This window comes from Longimicrobium sp. (genome assembly GCF_036399255.1).
Classification (GTDB): domain Bacteria; phylum Gemmatimonadota; class Gemmatimonadetes; order Longimicrobiales; family Longimicrobiaceae; genus Longimicrobium.
Genome location: NZ_DASWNM010000057.1, coordinates 14,810 through 34,003 on the forward strand (window position 1 = coordinate 14,810; position 19,194 = coordinate 34,003).

3 protein-coding genes are annotated in these 19,194 nt (G+C 72.5%); 2 read left to right on the plus strand and 1 reads right to left on the minus strand.

What is annotated here, in order from left to right; all coding sequences use genetic code 11:
• Window positions 1–46: 46 nt before the first annotated feature.
• Together VGC13_RS09380 and VGC13_RS09385 are read left to right on the plus strand one after the other, a co-directional pair.
• Window positions 47–697, plus strand: coding sequence for a DUF433 domain-containing protein (locus VGC13_RS09380; RefSeq protein WP_331124980.1), 651 nt, complete (start codon window positions 47–49; stop codon window positions 695–697).
• Window positions 698–710: 13 nt separating this feature from the next.
• Entirely contained in the window at window positions 711–1,082 is a 372-nt protein-coding gene (locus tag VGC13_RS09385) for a DUF5615 family PIN-like protein (protein WP_331124981.1), read from the plus strand.
• Between the two features lie 465 nt (window positions 1,083–1,547).
• On the opposite strand, the gene VGC13_RS09390 is transcribed toward VGC13_RS09385, so the two are convergent.
• The gene (locus tag VGC13_RS09390; protein WP_331124982.1) at window positions 1,548–17,414 is read right to left on the minus strand and encodes a non-ribosomal peptide synthase/polyketide synthase; all 15,867 of its coding nucleotides are present in this window, start codon (window positions 17,412–17,414) and stop codon (window positions 1,548–1,550) included.
• Window positions 17,415–19,194 lie beyond the last annotated feature (1,780 nt).

The window sequence follows — 19,194 nt, forward strand, 5'->3', positions numbered from 1 at the left end:
AGTCCCCCGCATCGCCGGTAAATTGTTCATCAACTGAGGATAATTTATGAGCGAGACAGTGCCGATGGTCGAGCGGCGAGCGCACACGGAGATCGTGACGACGGTGAACGAAGCCGCGTACGTGGCCGGCGTATCCCGCAGCGCGGTGAACCAGGCCATCGACCGCCGCGAGATCCGCACGCGCAAGCCGCGCCGCCGCACCGATCCGCCGGGCCGGATGATCGGCGGTCCCGAGCTCGTCTATCTGCGCATCCAGAGGCTGCTGTCCTCGTCGGGCAGAAAAGAGGTGTACCGGCGCCTCATGGGTGCGCGTCTAGATGGAATGCCACAGGTCATCGAGATGGAGGGGAACGTGAAGCTGGACATTGGCGAACCTCTGGCGCAGGTGCGTTCCCGTCTCGACGAGATCGCACAGATCAAGGACGAGGTAGAAGAGAACCCGTTGATCCGTGGAGGCGAGGCGGTGTTTCGCGGCACGCGCGTCCCCGTTTTCATGATCGCCGAATTTCTTCGGCAGGGAGTGCCGCGTGAAGAGATCCTGGAGGATTACCCGGCGCTGACGGAAGCGTCGCTCGACATCGCACCCCGCTACGCGGAGCTCTATCCGCGCCGCGGGCGCCCACGGCAGGCGCCGTGGCAGGCGCAGGCGCCGACGCACGTCTTCCGGCCGGAGGATCTGCGCACCGGCGAGCGCTGACGGTCAAGCGGCCGTGATCCAGTTCCTGATCGACGAATGCCTGACGCCGAAGCTGGTGGAGGTGGCCAACCGCTTTGGATACGTTGCGCACCACGTGCAGTATCGCCAGTGGAAAAGCCGGGAGGACCAGGCGCTGCTGGCGTTCATGCGCGCGGAGGACCTGACCATCGTGACGAACAATTGGAAAGACTTCGAGCCGATGCTGCGGCGGGAGGAGGTGCATCCCGGAGCCGTCGTGCTGCCGAACGTTCCCCGGCAGGCGCAGATCACTGCGTTCGAGCTGGCTCTGAGCGCGATCAGCGCCGTCGATCCGCCACTCGACATGGTGAACACCGTGATTGAAGTCGCCGAATCCGGCGAGGTCCGCGTGTACCCCCTGCCGTAGAACACGAAAGACGCATCCATAGGCCGCAAGCAGCAAAATTCAGCATCCATGACCACACGCGGAGGGCGCGGAGAGTTCGTCTCCGCGCCCTCCGTGTTCTACCCGCTCCACGAAACTGTCATTCTGATCCAGATTCTCAGCCCGATTATGCATTCCCTACAGGCCGTCTCATCCGCAGACCAGATCCTGAAAAAGAATAATCGTACAGAGGAACAGAGTCAGACAGAGAAAGCAAGCCAGGATATCATCCGGGTTCCTCTGTCTGACTCTGTTCCTCTGTACGCATGAAGGTGTTGTTTTCCCGGATTCGTCGTCACACCGAGGACACGGAGAAGACAAGAGGACAGGTTTCTCCTTCGTGCTCTTCCGTGCTTTTCCGCGAGCCCGGCGTGGGCGCTCCCTCAGAATGACAGGTGCTTTCCCCGGACTCGCTCTATCAACGTTTACCCTGCCTGGATCACGCCGTCACGACGAGCGCCGCCCCCGCACCTGCCGCAGGACTTCCGACAGCTGGGCGCCCAGGACCTCGGCGGCGGGGTCCAGGACCATCTCCAGGTGCGGGCCGGGGACGACGTGCACGATCAGCTCGCCGGTCGTAAACGGGCGCCAGCGCGGGGGAAGCAGGTCCGGGCCCATCCCCTTTTCCGGCTTGCCCTCGGCGGCCACGAACAGCGCCACGGGCACGTCCAGCGGCGGCGGGCCGCGGTAGGCGAACACGGCGCGGGCGGTGGCGGCGAACACGGTCAGCGACCGCCCCACCCGCTCCAGCTCGGCGTCCATCACCTGCCCGCCGTGCCGCGCGATCCACCGCGACAGCGCGGCCAGGTGCTCCGGCTCCGGCAGCGACCGTAGCTCCGCCACCAGCGCGTCCAGCAGCGCCTCGTCCTCCGTCACCACGCCGGAGGCGAAGTCGCGGAACAGCTGCACGCGGTCGGGCGGCGCCGTCTTCTGCCCGCCGTCGGGGGCGGCGGCGTCGATGATGGCCACCAGCGCCACCTCCTCGCCCGCGGCGCGCAGCTGGCGCGCGGCCTCGAACGAGGGAACGCCGCCGGCGGACCAGCCGCCCAGCCAGTAGGGGCCGTGCGGCTGCGCGGCGCGGATCTCCGCCACGTAGCGCGCCGCCAGCGCCTCCACGCTCTCCAGCGGCGCCTCGTCCCCGGTCAGCCCGGGGGCGTGCAGGGCCAGGAAGGGCTGCTCGGGCCCCAGGTGCCGCGCCAGGTCGGCGTAGTGCGTCACCGTGCCGCCGGCGGGGGGAAGAAAGAAGAGCGGCGGCAGCGCGCCCCCGGCGTTCAGCGTCACCAGCAGGCGCCCGTCGTCCGCGCCGGCGCCTTCGTGGCGCAGGGCGGCGGCAAAGGCGGCCACGGTGGGGTTGCGGAAGAGCGCCGCCAGCGGCAGCTCGCGCCCAAAGCGCTCGGCGATGCGCGTCATCATCCGCAGGGCCAGCAGCGAGTGCCCGCCCAGGCGAAAGAAGTCGTCCGCGGCGCCCACGCGGGGCACGCCCAGCGCCTCGGACCAGATGCGCGCCACCTCCAGCTCCGTCACGTCGCGCGGCACCACGTAGCCGCCGGCCGCGGGCGCGTCCGGCGCCGGGAGCGCGCGGCGGTCCACCTTGCCGCTGGGGGTAAGGGGGATGGACTCCAGCGCCACGAAGGCGGACGGCACCATGTAGTCCGGCATGGATGCCGACAGCCGCTGCCGCAGCTCCGCGTCCGGCGGCACCGCCGATCCCTCGGCGGCGGTGAGGTACGCCACCAGCCGCGCCTCCTGGTCCTGGCCCACCGCCACCACCACCGCCTCGGCGACGGCGGGGTGCTGCCGGAGCGCGGCCTCGATCTCGCCCAGCTCGATGCGGAAGCCGCGCACCTTTACCTGGAAGTCGGTGCGCCCCAGGTACTCCAGCGCGCCGTCGGGCCGGCCCCGCGCGCGGTCGCCGGTGCGGTACATCCGCGCGCCGGGCTCCCCGCCGAACGGATCGGGAAGAAAGCGCTCGGCGGTGAGCGCGGGCCGGCCCAGGTAGCCGCGCGTCACCCCCGCGCCGGCCAGGTACAGCTCGCCGGGGACGCCGGGCGGCTGCAGGCGCCCGGCGGGGTCCAGCACGTACGCGCGCATGTTCGCCGTCGGCCGGCCGATGGGGACGACGCCCTCCGCGTCCGCGGCGACCGGGTGCGTGGTGCACCAGACGGTGGTCTCGGTGGGCCCGTACATGTTGATCAGGCCCCCCTCCGGAAGCACCGCCGCCAGCCTCGACGCCAGCACGGGCGTCAGCGCCTCGCCGCCCAGGATGAAGCGGTGCAGCCCGCGCAGCCCCTCCGCCCCGGACTCCGCCACCAGCATTCCCGCCAGCGACGGAGTGCACTGCAGGTGGGTGACGCCGTGGCGGCGGATCTGCGCGGCGACCGACTCGCCCTCGCCCGCCTGCTCCACCTCGGGCTGCACGACCACGCGAAAGCCGTGGCCCAGCGTCCAGACCAGCTCCAGCACGTGGATGTCGAAGGAGATGCGCGTCACCGCCAGCCACGTTCCCGGCACCGGCCCCCCGACGCGGTCATCCATCCCCTCCAGGAAGCTCGCCGCGCAGGCGTGCGTCACCATCACCCCCTTGGGCCGGCCGGTGGAGCCGGAGGTGTAGATGACGTAGGCGGCGTTCCCCGCATCCACCCGCACCCGCGGCGCGTCCGCCGGCTCCGCGGCGATGGCCGCCGCGTCGTCATCCACCCGCACCGTCCGCACCTCCGCCGCCGGGAGCAGCGCGCCGAGCGACGACTGCGTCACCAGCAGCGACGCGCCCGAATCCTCCAGCATGTACGCCAGGCGGTCCGCCGGGTACGCGGGATCCAGCGGCAGGTACGCGGCGCCGGCCTTGAGCACGGCCAGGATGGCCACCACCGTCTCGACCGACCGCTCCAGGCAGATGCCCACCCGGACCTCGAGCCCGGCGCCGCGGGCGCGCAGGTGGTGCGCCAGCCGGTTGGCGCGCGCGTCCAGCTGCGCGTAGGTGAGCGCGGTGTCGCGGAAAACGACGGCCTCCGCGTCCGGCGTGCGCCGGGCCTGCACTTCGAAGCGCCCGTGCAGCGGCGCGTCCGGGACCGGGCGGCGCGGGCCGGCAAGGTCGTCCAGCAGCGTCCGGCGCTGCGCGTCGTCCATCAGCGGCAGCGCGGCGACCGGCGCGTCCGGGGTATCCAGCGCGGCATCCACCAGGCGGACGAACTGCTCGGCGAACCGCTCCATGGACGCGGGATCGAACAGGTCGGTGGCGTACTCCAGCCGCGCGGCCAGGCCGTCCGGGAACTCGTGCACCGCCAGGAACAGGTCGAACTGCGACGTCTCGCGGGCGCGCGGCAGGCCGGAAAGGGTGAGCCCCTGCAGCGGCGCGCCGCCCTCCGCCCGCGGCGCGTTCTGCAGCGCGAACATCACCTGGAAGATGGCGCCGTGGCTCAGCGAGCGCTCGGGGTTCAGCGCTTCCACCAGCCGCTCGAAGGGGACGTCCTGGTGCTCGTAGGCGCCCAGCGTGGCCTCGCGCACGCGCGCCAGCAGCGCGTCGAAGGTGGGATCGCCGGAGAGGTCGCCGCGCAGGGCCAGGGTGTTGGCGAAGAAGCCGATGAGCGGCTCCAGCTCAGGCCGGGTGCGGTTGGCGATGGGGGTGGCCACCACCACGTCGTCCTGCCCGGACCAGCGCGAGAGCAGTGCCTGGAAGGCGGCCAGCAGCACCATGAACGGCGTGGCGCCCCGCGCGCGCGCCAGCCCGGCCACGCGCGCCGCGGTCCCCTCGGGAAAGTCGAACCAGAACGACGAGCCCTCGCCGCTGGGCTGGGCGGGGCGCGGGCGGTCCGTGGGCAGCTCCAGCAGCGCGGGCGCGCCGGCCAGCCGGTCCTTCCACCAGCCCACCAGCGCGTCCAGCGCGCCGCCGCTCAGCTCGCGGCGCTGCGCCAGCGCGTGGTCGCCGTACTGCACCCGCAGCGGCTCCAGCGGCGAGTCCGCGTCCGTCACGAACGAGTGGTACAGCGCCAGCATCTCGTTCTGAAAGATGCCCAGCGACCACCCGTCGGCCATCAGGTGGTGCACGGTCCACAGCAGCACGTGGTCGTCGTCCGCGGCGCGCAGCAGGCGCACGCGCAGGAAGGGCCCGCCGTCGGCGAACGGCCGCGCCGCCTCTTCCTCCGCCATCCGCCGCAGCGCGTCGTCCACGGATTCGTCCGCGGCGGGGCGCACGTCCTCGGTGCGCAGGCGCAGGGGGCGCGGGGGCTGCACCACCTGCACCGGGGTGCCGTCGCGCACTTCGATGCGCGTGCGCAGCGTCTCGTGCCGGCGGACCAGCTCGTCCAGCGCGCGCTCCAGCGCCCACTCGTCCAGCTCCCCCGTCATCCGCAGCGCGGAGGCCAGGTGGTACGCGGCGGTGCTCCCCAGCTGCATCAGCACCCACAGCCGCTGCTGCGCGAACGACAGCGGGTAGACGCCGGGGGGATAGGCCGGGGGTTCGTCGGCCACGGAGTGCGGTTGTGCGTCGGCCACGGAGTGCGTGAGTGCGTCAGTGCGTGAGTGCGGGAGTGCGGATTCCGCCGGGCTCGTCGCCGTGGCGGTTTCGGTCGATACGGATGCTTCGGTGGATGCAGGCGGTACCTGCGCGTCCACGGCGGACGCCAGCGCGGCGACGGTGGGCGTGGTGAAGAAGGCGCGGATGGGGAGCGCTACACCCAGCCGCGCGCGGATGCGCGACAGCACCTGCGTGGCCCGCAGCGAGTGCCCGCCCAGCGCAAAGAAGTCCGCGTCCGCGGTGATGCGCTCCGGCGCGACTCCCAGCACCTCGCCCCAGATGGCGGCGATGGCGCGCTCCGTCTGCGAGAATGTCGCGGTGGGCCCCTCCCCGCTCGTTCCTCGCGGAGAGGGGGGAACGACGACAGCCTTCAGATCCATGGCGGGAGCGGGCGCCGGTGCCGTCGCCAACTCTACCGAACCGTCGGGGCGGTAGCGGCCAGCGCCACCCATCGGCCGGAGCGCGCCGTCGGGGCCGCGCATCCACACCTCGCCCAGTTCGCCGATGCCGGCCGGCTCGCCCGCGCGGGTGCGAACGACGACGGGGGATGCGTCCGTGTCCACCACCGCGCGATCCTCTTCCGTCACCAGCGTGAGGGCGGTCGCGGGGCGGTCCGCGTCGTCCGCGGACTGGCGGAGGACGCCGGCGATCTGCGCCAGCAGAGAGCGCATCCGCGCGGCGTCGAACAGGTCCGCGTCGTACACGGCGTGCAGGCTGATCCCGCCCTCCATCTCCGCCGCGTACAGCGTGATGTCGAACTTGCTGGCCAGCTGCACGCCGGCACCCAGCGAGGTCATCTCGCCTTCCGGCGCGGCCGATCCGCCATCCCCGTAGTTCAGCAGGTTCAGCATCACCTGGAAGACGGGGGTGTGCGCCTGGCTGCGCTCCGGCTTCAGGTCTTCCAGAATGCGCTCGAAGGGCAGGTCCTGGTGCGCGTACGCCTGCAGCGTGGCCTGCCGCACGCGACCGAGCAAGGCGCGGAACGACGGATCGCCCGAGAGGTCCGTCCGCAGCGCGAGCGAGTTGAGGAAGAGGCCGATGAGCCCCTCCAATTCGGAGCGCGTACGTCCGGCCACAGGCGTACCGATCACCACGTCCTGCTGCCCGGACCAGCGCGCCAGCACCACGTCCAGCGCGGCCAGCAGCACCATGAACAGCGTGGCGCCTTCACCGCGGGCGAGCGCCAGCACGCGCGCCGCCTCGGCGGGCTCCAGGAACAGCGCCTCGGAGGCGCCGCGGTGGCCCTGCACCGGCGGACGCGGGCGGTCGGTGGGCAGATGGAGCAGCGGCGGCGCGCCGGCCAGCGCATCGCGCCAGTACGACAGCTGCGCGTCCAGCACGGGGCCGGAAAGCCACGCGCGCTGCCACGCCGCGTAGTCCGCGTACTGGATCGGCAGCGGCGGCAGGGGCGACGGCTCGCCGCGGAGGAAGGCGGCGTGGAACGTGGAGATCTCGCCCAGCAGCACGCGCATCGACCAGCCGTCGCCGATGGCGTGGTGCAGGTTCACCAGCAGCAGGTGCTCGTCCTCCGACAGCCGCACCAGAGAGGCGCGGAAGAGCGGGCCGTTCTCCAGATCGAACGGCTCGTTGGCGCTTTGCTCCGCCAGCCGCGCGCCCTCCGCGTCGCGCTCCTCTTCCGCCAACGAGGAGAGGTCGATGAACGGCACCTCCACGCGGCCCGGGGGCGAGATGCGCTGCACCGGCACGCCGTCCACCTCGGGAAGCGCGGTCCGTAGCGTCTCGTGCCGGCGCACCACCTCTTCCACTGCGCGGCGCATGGCCTCGGCGTCCACCGGGCCCGTCAGCAGTTGCGCGGTCGGGATGTGGTAGACAGCGCCGCCGCCCTCCATCCGGTCGACGAACCAGAGCCGCTCCTGCGCGAACGACGCGGGCGCGGTGCCTTCGTGCGGAATGTGGACGAGCGGCGGCGCCTCCGGTCCGCGCTCGCCCCCCGCGCGCTGGTCGATCTGGGCCGCCAGCGCGGCGAGCACCGGCGCCTCGAAGAGCATGCGCAGCGGCAGCTCCACGCCGAAGCGGTCACGCACGCGCGCCACCAGCTTCGTGGCCAGCAGCGAGTGGCCGCCGAGCGCGAAGAAGTCGTCCTCCGCGCCCACCTGCTCCACGCTCATCAGCCCGGCCCAGATCTCCGCCAGCGTCGCTTCCGTCTGCGTACGCGGCGCGACGAACTGGCGAGCAGTGTCCGCCTCCGGCTCGGGCAGCGCCTTGCGATCCACCTTGCCGTTGGGCGTCACCGGCAGCGCGGGGAGGAAGACCCACGCGGACGGCACCATGTAGTCCGGCACGCTCCCGCGCAGCCATTCGCGCAGCACGTCCGAGGTCGGCGCATCATCGCCTTCCGCGACGACGTAGGCGACCAGCCGCTTGGCGTCCGCATCGCCGCGGGCGACGACGACGGTGTCGCGGATGGCGGAATGGGCGCGCAGGGCAGCCTCGATCTCGCCCGGCTCGATGCGGAAGCCGCGGATCTTCACCTGCTGGTCCGCACGGCCGGCGATCTCCGCCACGCCGTCCGGGCGGTAGCGGCCCAGGTCGCCGGTGCGGTAGGCCGGATCGGCCGCGTCGCCGGTCCAGGGGTTCGCGACGAAGCGCGCGGCGGTCAGCTCCGGATCGCCCAGGTATCCAAGCGCGATGTGCGGGCTGCGCATCCACATCTCGCCCACCTCGCCGATGCCCACGCGCTCGCCCGCTGCGTTGCGGATGAGCACCTGCACGTCGGGGATGCCCGTGCCGACGGGGATGATGTCCTTCGCGAGCTGATCGAGATCACGCGGAACGACGAAGTGGGCGACGGCGCGCTGGGTCTCGGTCGATCCGTAGTAGTTGACGACGGTCAGGTTCGGCGCGAGACGATGCATCCGCGCCACGTCGGTGCGCGTGAGCACGTCGCCCACGAAGAAGGCGCGGCGAAGCGAATCGACGGTGGACGAGGGGCCATCCCCACGGCCTCCTCGCTCCGCAAACTGCGGCTGCGCTTCGGACGATGCGGTGCCGGCGGCGGGCGCCCCCACCGGCTCGCCTAGGCTCGCCACCTCCCCCAAAACTGCTGGGGGAGGTTGGGTGTGCGGCTGGGCTCGCGGCGCGTCAGACAGATGCGGAACGTCCGCCGTCTGCTCATCGCTGGAGGTGGTGAGCAGCTGGCCCATTGCGGGGGTCAGGTGCGCGACGGTGACGCCAGCGGCGCGCATCCACTGCGCCAGGTAGCCGGGGGTGCCCACTTCGTCAGGATCGGGGGCGACGACCGCGGCGCCGAGTTGCAGCGGCGTGAACACGTCGCGGTGCAGCGGGTCATGCGCCAGGCCGGACAGCAGGCTGAAGCGGTCGGCGGCGCCCAGTTCGAAGCGCTCCGCCAGCCAGGGCGTGAAGTGCGTCAGCGAGCCGTGGCGGCCCATCACCGCCTTGGGCTTGCCCGTGGTGCCGCTCGTGAACGACAGGTAGGCCAGCGAGCCGGGGCCGATCTCGACCTGCGGGGCAATCTGCGCTTCGGACGATGTCGGGCCACGGGCAGGCGCCCCCACCGGCTCGCTTAGGCTCGCCACCTCCCCCAAAACTGCTGGGGGAGGTTGGTGCGCGCCGGCAGAGTTGGCCGCTTTGTCCACAAAATCCACTCGGCGGATGTCGAGCGGGTGCGTGGACACGACGGTCTCGCGCAGGGCATCCACCACTTCCGCCGGAACCTCGCCGGCGGCGACGAGGGGGAGGAAGCCGGTGGGGCGGGCGATGCGGACGTACTCGGCCAGGCGCGCGGGCGGATACGCGGGGTCCAGGACCAGGAACGCGGCGCCCGTCTTCATCGTCCCCAGCAGCGCGCGAACGAGGGCGGCGGAGCGGTGGCCGAGGATGGCGACGACGTCTCCCGGCGCGACGCCGTCCGCGATCAACCGATGCGCGATGCGGGTGGTGTCGGCATCCAGCTCGGCGTAGGTCCAGCGCTCCCGCGGATCCTCCACGGCCAGCGCGTCGGGGGTGCGGGCGGCGTGGGCGGCGAAGATCTGCGGGACGCTGCCGCGCCACTCCGCCGACAGCGCGGCGGCGGGATCGGGGAGGACGGGGAGCGCGTCGTCCGTCAGCAGGGAGAGGCGGGCGATGGGCTGCTCGGCATCTTCCGCCGCCTGGCGCAGCACGCCGACGATCTGGGCGAGCATGATGCGCGCGCGATCCGCATCGAACAGGGCGGTGTTGTAGACCAGGTACATGCCGATGGCGTCGGGCCCCTCGGCGGCGTACAGCGTAAGGTCGAACTTGCTGGCGAGCGCGGCGTCGGTGACGATGCCCTGCACCTCGATGCCCGGCAGGGACACGTCGCCCTCGCCAAAGTTGGCCAGGTTCAGCATCACCTGGAACAGCGGCGAATGGCTCAGCGACCGCTCGGGCGACAGCTCCTCGAGAATGCGCTCGAAGGGGAGGTCCTGGTGCGCGTACGCCTCGAGCGTGGCCTCGCGGACGCGGCGCAGCAGCTGGCGGAAGGTGGGTTCGCCGCTCAGGTCCGTCCGCAGGGCGAGCGAGTTCAGGAAGAGGCCGATCATCCCCTCCGTCTCGGCCCGCGTGCGCCCGGCGATGGGGGTGCCGATCACCACGTCGTCCTGCCCGGCCAGGCGTGAGAAGACGACGTTCATCGCCGCCAGCAGCACCATGAACAGCGTCGATCCCTCGCGCCGGCCCAGCGCGCGGATGGCCTCGGCGTCGGCGCCTTCCAGGTGGATGGCGGCCTCGGCGCCCACGTACGTCTGCACGGCGGGGCGCGGGCGGTCCGTGGGCAGCTCCAGCAGCGGCGGCGCGCCGGCCAGGCGGCGGCGCCAGTAGGCCAGCTGCCGCTCCAGTTCGTCCCCGACAAGCCAGCCGCGCTGCCACTGCGCAAAGTCGCCGTACTGCACCGGCAGCTCCGGCAGCGGCGACGGATTCCCCTCCACGAACGCGGTGTAGATCGCCGACAGCTCGCTCCACAGCACGCCGATGGACCACCCGTCGGCGATCACGTGGTGCAGGGTGATGACCAGCAGGTGCTCGTCATCCGCCATCCGCACCAGCGCGGCCCGGAAGAGCGGCCCGCGCTCCAGGTCGAAGGCGCGGTTCGACACCTCGTCGATCAAGCGCTCCGCCGCCGCGTCGCGCTCCGCCTCGTCCGCCAGGTGGCGCAGGTCGTGGATGGGCAGCTCCACATCCACCGACGCGGCGATGCGCTGCACCGGGGCCTCGCCCGTAAAGGGAAGCGACGTGCGCAGCGACTCGTGGCGGCGCACCACTTCGGCCAGCGCGCGGCGCAGGGCGTCCGCGTCCAGCGAGCCCGTCAGCCGGTAGTGCAGCGGCATGTGGTAGACGGGGCTGCCGGGCTCAAGCCGGTCCACGAACCACAGCCGCTCCTGCGCAAAGCTCAGCGGCAGGCCGCCGTCGCGCGGCACGGGGGTGATGGGCGGCGCCTCGGCCGCGCCGTCCGCACGGAGCGCGCGGTCCACCTCCGCCGCCAGCGCCTGCAGCGTGGGATGCTCGAAGACGGCGCGCACCGGCAGCTCCACGCCAAAGCTCTCGCGCACGGCGGACACCACGCGCGTGGCCAGCAGCGAGTGGCCGCCCAGGTCGAAGAACTCGTCCGCGGCGCCCACCCGCTCCACGCCCAGCAGCCCGGCCCACAGCGCCGCCAGCACCTGCTCCGTGGGCGTGCGCGGCGCCACGAAGCCGGCCCCGTCCGCCGCGTCGGGCGCGGGAAGGGCGCGGCGGTCCGCCTTGCCGCTGGGGGTGAGCGGAAATCCATCCGCCATCAGCACGAAGGCGGAGGGGACCATGTACTCCGGCAGCCGCCCGCGCACCCCGCCGCGCAGCGCGTCCAGGTCCACCGACCCATCCGCGGGAACGACGTATCCCACCAGCCGCGGATCGCCCGGCCGGTCCTGGCGCGCCAGGACCACGGCCTCGCGGACCGCCGGGTGCGCGGCCAGCGCCGCCTCGATCTCGCCCAGCTCGATGCGAAAGCCGCGCACCTTGACCTGGTGGTCCATGCGGCCGCGGTACTCCAGCGTGCCGTCCGCCAGCCACCGCGCCAGGTCGCCCGTGCGGTACATCCGCGCGCCGGGACCGGCGGAGAAGGGATCGGGGACGAACTTTTCCGCCGTGAGCGCGGGGCGGTCCAGGTAGCCGCGCCCCACCTGCACCCCGGCGATGTGCAGCTCGCCCGGCACGCCGACCGGCGCGGGGGCGCCGCGCCGGTCCAGCACGTGGATGCGCGTGTTGGCTACGGGGCGGCCGATGGGGATGGAGGCGCGCTCTTCATCCGCCGCGCACGGCCAGTACGTCACGTCCACGGCCGCCTCGGTGGGGCCGTACAGGTTGTGCAGCTCGGTGGATGAGGGCATGCGCGCATGGAAGCGCGCCACCAGGTCCGCCGGCAGCGCCTCGCCCGACGCCATCACCCGGCGGACGGAGGCGCAGCGCTCCGCCAGCGCCGGCGCCTCGAGGAACGCCTGCAGCATGGAGGGGACGAAGTGCAGCGTCGTGACCCCCTCCGCGCGGATGAGATCGGCCAGGTACGCGGGGTCGCCGTGCGCGCCGGGGCGGGCCAGCACCATCCGCGCGCCGGCCGTCAGCGGCCACAGGAACTCCCACACCGACACGTCGAACGAGAACGGCGTCTTCTGCAGCACCACGTCCGAGGCGTCCAGCCCGTACTCGTCCTGCATCCACACCACGCGGTTCCAGATTCCGCGGTGCGCGTTCATGGCGCCCTTGGGACGGCCGGTGCTGCCGGAGGTGTAGATGACGTAGGCCAGGCCCTCGGGAGAGGGAATAGGGAACAGGGAATAGGGAATAGCCTGCGCTTCGGAGCGGAGGTCATCCTCTGGGGCGTCCAGCAACAGCACGGGGGCGGCGTAGTCGCCGGCCAGGTGCGCGAGATTCGAGTGCGTCAGGAGCACCGCTACGCGCGCGTCCGCCAGCATGTAGGCCAGGCGTTCCGCCGGATAGCCGGGGTCCAGCGGGACGTACGCGCCGCCGGCCTTGAGCACGGCCAGGATGGCGATCACCATCTCCGGCGAGCGCTCCAGCATCAATCCCACGCGCGCCTCGGGGCCCACGCCGGCGCGGCGCAGGCGGTGGGCGAGATGGCTGGCGCGGCGGTCCAGGTCGGCATAGGTGACGTGCGCGCCCTCGAAGGTCAGCGCGACGGCGTCCGGGGTTTCCATCGCCTGCCGTTCGATGGCGTGATGGACGAAGCCGGGCGCGTAGCCGCGCTCCGTGGCGTTCCACGCCGCCAGCCGCGCCTGTTCGTCCTCCGACAGCAGGGGGAGCGACGACAGGGGCGCGTCGGGCTGGGCGACGGCGGCGGCCAGCAGCGTTTCCAGGTGGCGCACCAGCCGTTCGGCCGTGGCGGCGTCGAACAGGTCGGTGGCGTACTCCAGCGTGCCGTGCAGCCCGCCGTCCGCCGCAGGCGCCAGGCTGAGCGTAAGGTCGAGCCGCGCCACGCCGCCCGCCTCCGCCACCCCCTCCAGCCGCAGACCGGGCAGGTCCAGCGCCTCGCCGCCGGTGGTGTTGTTGAAGGCCAGCATCACCTGGTACAGCGACGCGTGGGCAAGGCTGCGCCCGGGGCGAAGCTCCTCCACCAGCCGGTCGTACGGCAGGTCCTGGTGGGCGTACGCGCCCAGGGTGGCCTCGCGCACGCGGCCCAGCAGCGCGCGGAACGAGGGGGCGCCGTCCAGCCGGGCGCGGATGGGGAGCGTGTTGACGAACAGGCCGATGAGCTCTTCCGTCTCGCGCTGCGTGCGCCCGGCGATGGGCATGCCCACCACCACGTCGTCCTGCCCGGCCCAGCGGCCCAGCAGCGCGCTCCACGCGGCCACCAGCGCCATGAACAGCGTGGCCCCCTGGCCGCGCGCCACGCCCCGCGCGCCCTCCGCCAGCTCCGCCGGCAGCACCACGGGAAGCAGCGCGCCGCGGTAGCTCTGGATGGCGGGGCGCGGACGGTCGGTGGGCAGCTCCAGCAGCGCGGGGGCGCCCTTCATCCGCTCGTGCCACCACTCCACCTGCCGCTGCACGGTTTCGCCGTCCAGGTACCGCCGCTGCCACACCGCCACGTCGCCGTACTGCAGCGCCAGCGGCGGCAGCGGCGAGGGCCGGCCGGCGGCGAACGCCTCGTACAGCACCGCCAGCTCGCGCCAGAACACGCCCATGCTCCACCCGTCGCTGACGATGTGGTGCATGGCGCCCAGCAGCACGTGCTCGTCGCCGGCCAGGCGGACCAGGCCGGCGCGGAGCAGCGGGTCGCGCGCCAGGTCGTACGGCAGCAGCGTCCACGCCTCCAGCCGCCGCAGCAGCTCCGCCTCGCGCGCGTCCTCCGCCAGCATCGAAAGGTCGTCCACCGGCAGCGGAACGTCCCGCGGGGGATGGATGCGCTGCACCACGCGGCCGTCCACCTCCACGAAATTGGTGCGCAGCGTCTCGTGGCGGCGGACGATCTCGCCCAGCGCCCGCCGCAGCGCGTCCACGTCCAGCGCGCCGACGAGCCGCGTGGGAAACGGGATGTTGTAGACGCTGTTCCCCGGCTCCAGCCGGTCGAAGAACCAGAGCCGCTCCTGCGAGAACGAGAGCGGCAGGTCGTTGCCGCCCACCGCCGTCACCGGCGGAAAGGCGACGCCGGCCGCGCCGCGCAGCGCCCCGTCCACCCGCTCCGCCATCGCCGCCAGCGTGGGCGCCTCGAACGCGGCGCGCAGCGGCACCTCTACCGCGAACGCCTGGCGGATGCGGGAGGCGAGGCGCGTGGCCAGGAGCGAGTGGCCGCCCAGGTGGAAGAAGTCGTCGTCGCGGCCAGGCAGGGCGATGCCCAGCACCTCGCTCCACAGCCCGGCCAGCACCTCTTCCGTGGGCGTGCGGGGCGCGGGGCCGGCGCCGGCCTCCGTCTCCGGCTCGGGAAGGGCGCGGCGGTCCACCTTGCCGTTGGGCGTCAGCGGCAGCGCGTCCAGCACCACGAAGGCGGAGGGGACCATGTGCGCGGGAAGCCGCCCGGCCAGCGCGTCCCGCATCTCCGCGGCGGAGGGGGCGGCGCCGTCGCGGGGGATGACGTACGCCACCAGCCGCCGCCCCGCCGCGCCGTCCGTGCGCGCGTCCACCACCGCGTCGCCCACCTGGGGGTGCGCACGGAGCGCGGCCTCGATCTCCCCCGGCTCGATGCGGAAGCCGCGGATCTTGACCTGCTGGTCCAGCCGCCCGCCGAACTCCAGCGTGCCGTCGTCCAGCCAGCGCGCGCGGTCGCCGGTGCGGTACAGGCGTGCGCCGGGCACGCCGGAGAAGGGATCGGGGACGAACGACTGCGCCGTCAGCGCGGGGCGCCCCAGGTAGCCGCGGGCCAGCCCCGTGCCGCCCGCGTACAGCTCGCCCGGCACGCCCGCGGGGACGGGGCGCATCCGCGCATCCACCACGTACGCCTGCGTCCCCGCGACCGGCCGGCCCACGGGGATGGCGCCGCGCTCCAGGTCTTCGGCGCGGACGGTGTGGCAGGCGGTGAACGTCGTGTTCTCCGTGGGCCCGTAGCCATCGATCACCCGCAGCCCCGGGCACGCGTCCAGCACGCGCCGCACGTGCGCGGGCGAGACGGTGTCGCCCCCCGCCAGCAGCTGCCGCACGCCCGCGAAGGCGGCCGGGTCCGCATCCGCCACCTGGTGAAAGAGGCCGGCGGAAAGCCAGAGCGTGGTCACGCCGCGCGCGCGCAGGAACGCGCCCAGCCGCGCCGGGTCCGGCACTTCCGGCGGATGGACGGCGAGCGTGCCGCCGTTCAGCAGCGCGCCCCAGATCTCGAACGTGGACGCGTCGAAGGCGACGGGCGCCAGCAGCAGAAAGGTCTCGTCCGCCCCGAAGCGGGCGAAGTCGGACCCGCGCACCAGCCGCACGACGGCGCGGTGCGGCACCGCGACGCCCTTGGGGGTGCCGGTGGAGCCCGAGGTGTACATTACGTACGAAAGCGCCTCGGGATCGTACGCCAGCCCTGGATCTTCCCCCGGCTGCGCATCGATCTCCGCCGCGTCCGCCGCCAGGGAGACCACGCGCGCGCCCGCCGTCCACGCCGGGGCGTCCCCATCTACCAGGACAAGTCCGGTCCCGGAGTCGCGGCGCATGTAGTCCAGCCGCTCCGGGGGATAGGTGGGATCCAGCGGCACGTACGCGGCGCCGGCCTTCAGGACGCCCAGCAGCGCGACGACGAGCCGCGACGAGCGCTCCATCGACACGCCCACCCGGCCGTCCATCCCCACGCCCAGCGCCCGCAGGTGGTGCGCGAGGCGGTTGGCCGCCGCGTCCAGCTGCGCGTACGTCAGCGTGGCGTCCTCCGCCCGCACGGCGACGGCGTCCGGGGATGCGGACGCGGCGGCGCGGAAGAGGGAGGGGATCGTCTCGCGCACCGGCGGCGCCACCCGGCCGGACCAGCACGCCAGCGGGCGGCGCCGCTCGTCGTCGGTGAACGGCGACAGCTCCGCCACGCGCGCCGCCGCGCCGCCGGTGATCTGGCCGACGACTTCCGCCAGGCCGGCCAAGATGCGGCGCGCATCGTCGGCGTGCAGGCGGCCCTGGTCGAAGGTGGCGGAAAGGCGCATTCCGCCGGGCGCGGGGGCCACGGCCAGGGAAAGCGGCAGGTCGGTGCGCTCGGTGCCCTCCATCCCCACCAGCTCCAGCGCGCCGTCCGGCTGGGGGCCGTCGTCCTCGTCGTCCCCGCCCATGGGGATGGGGTAGTTCTCGTAGACCAGCAGCGTCTCGAAGAGCCCGGCGTCGGCGCGGGCGCCGGCCCACTTCTGCACGTCGGCCAGGGGCGCGTGCTCGAACTCGCCGGCGGCGGCGTGCGCGCGGTGGATGCCACGCAGCCAGTCGCCCACCTCCGCGCCGTCGTCCACCCGCACGCGCACGGGGATGGTGTTGATGAACATCCCCACCATCTCCTGCACCCCCGGCAGCTCGGGCGGCCGCCCGCTGACGGTGGTGCCGAAGACCACGTCCTCCGCCGCCGTCATCCGCGCCAGCACGGCCGCCCAGGCGCCCTGCAGGACGGCGCTGGCGGTCACCCGCATCCGCCGCGCGGCATCGTCCAGCGCCGCCACGGCGTCGGGGGGAAGCAGGAGCTCCGCGATGGCGTGGTCGCGCGCGGGCTGGCCGGCGCGGGCGGGGGCGCGGTCCAGCGGCAGGGGGGTGGGCGCTTCCCAGTCGGCCAGCCGCGCGCGCCAGTACCGCTCCGCCGCCGCCGCGTCCTGCCGGTTGAGCCAGGCGATGTACTCGCGAAACGGCCGCACCGGGCGCAGCCGCGGCGGGGCACCCCGCAGCAGCCCGTCGTACAGCGCGATGAAGTCGTTGAGCACCAGCGGCAGCGACCAGCCGTCGGTAAGGACGTGGTGCGACGTCCACACCAGCCTGTGCTCGCCGGGCGCGGTGCGGATGAGGGCAAAGCGCATCAGCGGCGCGCGCAGCAGGTCGAAGCCGCGCGCCCGGTCGTCGGCCATGAACCGCTGATACCGCGCCTCCCGCTCTTCCGCCGGCAGCCCGCTCCAGTCTTCGGTGACGAAGGGGAGGTCGACCTTGCGGAAGACCACCTGCAGCGGCTTGGGGACGCCTTCCCACACGAAGCCGGTGCGCAGGATGGGATGCCGCTCCGTCACCAGCTCCCACGCGCGGCGAAGCTCCGCCGCGCGCGGCCGGCCGGCCAGCACCAGCACGGTCTGCTCGACGTACGCGCCGGAGCCCGGCGAGTACAGCGTGTGGAACAGCATTCCCTGCTGCAGCGGAGACAGCGGGTACAGGTCTTCTACGTTCTTGCGGTCCATGGGTCCTTCAGCGCCCGCGTGGGGCGCGCATGTGCGTCAACAATCCAGGTCGGTCCCGCCATCCCAATCCGCCACCCCAATCCGCGGAGCCCTCCCCAGGCAGCGCCCGGGAACCCCGCGCGACGGCAGGATCCCGCCGCCTTACCTCCCCATCCCAAATCCGCGGAACTACCTGTCATTCTGAGGAAGCGCCCCACCCCGCGCTTCCGGGGAAGCCGCGGAGCCAGTAGCGACCGAAGAATCTCCCTCCCCTCGCGCGGAACCCTCTCCCGGGCATCGCCCGGGAACACACCGTGACGGACAGGTCCTGCCGTTCCCGACAAAGATTCTTCGGTCGGCGCCATGCGCTCGGGCGGACGGAAAGCCCTGCGCGGCGCCTCCCTCAGAATGACAGGTTTGGCGAGACGTGGTACCGCCCCGTCCCCAATTCCGCGGAAACACCTGTCATCTGAGGAAGCGCCCACCCCGCGCTTCCGGGGAAGCCGCGGAGCCAGTAGCGCGACCGAAGAATCTCCCTCCCCTCGCACGGAGCTCTCCCCCGGGCATCGCCCGGGAACACACCGTGACGGACAGATCCTGCCGTTCCCGATAAAGATTCTTCGGTCGGCGCCATGCTTCAGGGCGAACAGAAAGCACTGCGCGGCGCCTCCCTCAGAATGACAGGTTTGGCGGGACGTGGTACCACCCCATCCTCATCCCATCCGCATCCCAATCCGCCACCCCCAATCCGCGGAGCCTCCCTCCCTCGCGCGGAACCCTCTCCCGGGCATCGCCCGGGAACACACCGTGACGGACAGGTCCTGCCGTGCCCGACAAAGATTCTTTGGTCGGCGCCATGCTCTCGGGCGGACGGAAAGCCCTGCGCGGCGCCTCCCTCAGAATGACAGGTTTGGCGAGACGTGGTACCGCCCCGGCCCCAATTCCGCGGAAACACCTGTCATTCTGAGGAAGCGCCCACCCCGCGCTTCTGGGGAAGCCGCGGAGCCAGTAGCGCGGCCGAAGAATCTCCCTCCCTCGCGCGGAATCCTCTCCCAGGCATCGCCCGGGAACACACCGTGACGGACAGGTCCTGCCGTTCCCGATAAAGATTCTTCGGTCGGCGCCATGCTTCAGGGCGAACAGAAAGCACTGCGCGGCGCCTCCCTCAGAATGACAGGTTTGGCGAGACCTTGTACCACCCCATCCTCATCCCAATCCGCCACCCTCAATCCGCGGAGCCTCCCTCCTCTCGCGCGAACCCCCCTCCCGGGCATGGCCCGGGAACACACCGTGAGGGATAGGTCCTGCCGTTCCCGACAAAGATTCTTCGGTTGGCGCCATGCTCTCGGGCGACGGAAAGCCCTGCGCGACGCCTCCCTCAGAATGACAGGTTTGGCGGAACGGTGGTACCGCCCCGGCCCATCCCAATCCGCGGAGCCTCCCTCCCCTCGCGCGGAACTCTCTCCCGGGCATCGCCCGGGAACACACCGTGACGGACAGGTCCTGCCGTTCCCGACAAAGATTCTTCGGTCGGCGCCATGCTCTCGGGCGGACGGAAAGCCCTGCGCGGCGCCTCCCTCAGAATGACAGGTTTGGCGAAGTTGGTACTCCCCTGTCCCCTGTCCCCTGTCCCCTGTCCCCTGTCCCCTGTCCCCTGTCCCCTGTCCCCTATTCCCTATTCCCTATTCCCTATTCCCTAACCCGGCGTAGCCGGAACCAAAAGGACGAACGGCGAATGTGGGCGTGTCCCTCCGCTGCGCTCCGGGTCGGGCTGCGCGCGCCGTAGGCAACGATACAACTG

What these genes read in the sequence shown, in the direction of transcription:
- VGC13_RS09380 (WP_331124980.1), top strand. Translation starts at nt 47, where the DNA reads ATGAGCGAGACAGTGCCGATGGTCGAGCGGCGAGCGCACACGGAGATC.
- VGC13_RS09390 (WP_331124982.1), bottom strand. Translation starts at nt 17,414, where the DNA reads ATGGACCGCAAGAACGTAGAAGACCTGTACCCGCTGTCTCCGCTGCAG.